Annotated in this window: 1 protein-coding gene; it reads left to right on the top strand. The window is 29.9% G+C overall.

Annotated elements, in window-relative coordinates; translation table 11 throughout:
- The coding region (locus tag O212_RS16770) for a SpaA isopeptide-forming pilin-related protein (protein ID WP_029699477.1) at nt 1-495 on the top strand (495 nt) is incomplete at both ends.

Raw genomic sequence — 495 nt, 5'->3', positions numbered from 1 at the left:
AAATAATACTTGGAGAAACAAATAAAGTTCCAGAAATAACAGCAAGTGATGATGTTATTTTAGGTTCTGTAAATCTTACTAAGGTTGATAGTGAAACAAGTGAAAAGCTTGAAGGAGCAGAATTTACTTTATATAAGGTGAATGATAAAGCAACTGATAGTAATGTTTTAGTTAGAACTATAAAAGATTTAATCACACCAGATAGTTCAAAAATTGGAAGCTATACAACAGATAAAAATGGTGTAATAACAGTTGGAGATTTAAGACCAGGAAACTATTACTTCGTAGAAACAAAAGCTCCAGAAGGATATAATTTAGATAATTCAAAACATGAATTCAAAATTATTTTAGGTGAAGCAGAAAAACAAGCTTCAGTAACGGTAAAAGATAATATTAAAAAGGGTGAAGCAGTATTAGTTAAAAAAGATAGCGAAACTGGTGAGCCACTTCAAGGTGCAATATATGGTCTTTACGATTCAAAAGGTAACTTAATAG

This window comes from Clostridium sp. Ade.TY (assembly GCF_000498355.1).
Classification (GTDB): domain Bacteria; phylum Bacillota; class Clostridia; order Clostridiales; family Clostridiaceae; genus Clostridium.
Note: the sequence above shows the minus strand (reverse complement) of the source record. Positions and strands in the feature narration are given on the sequence as shown.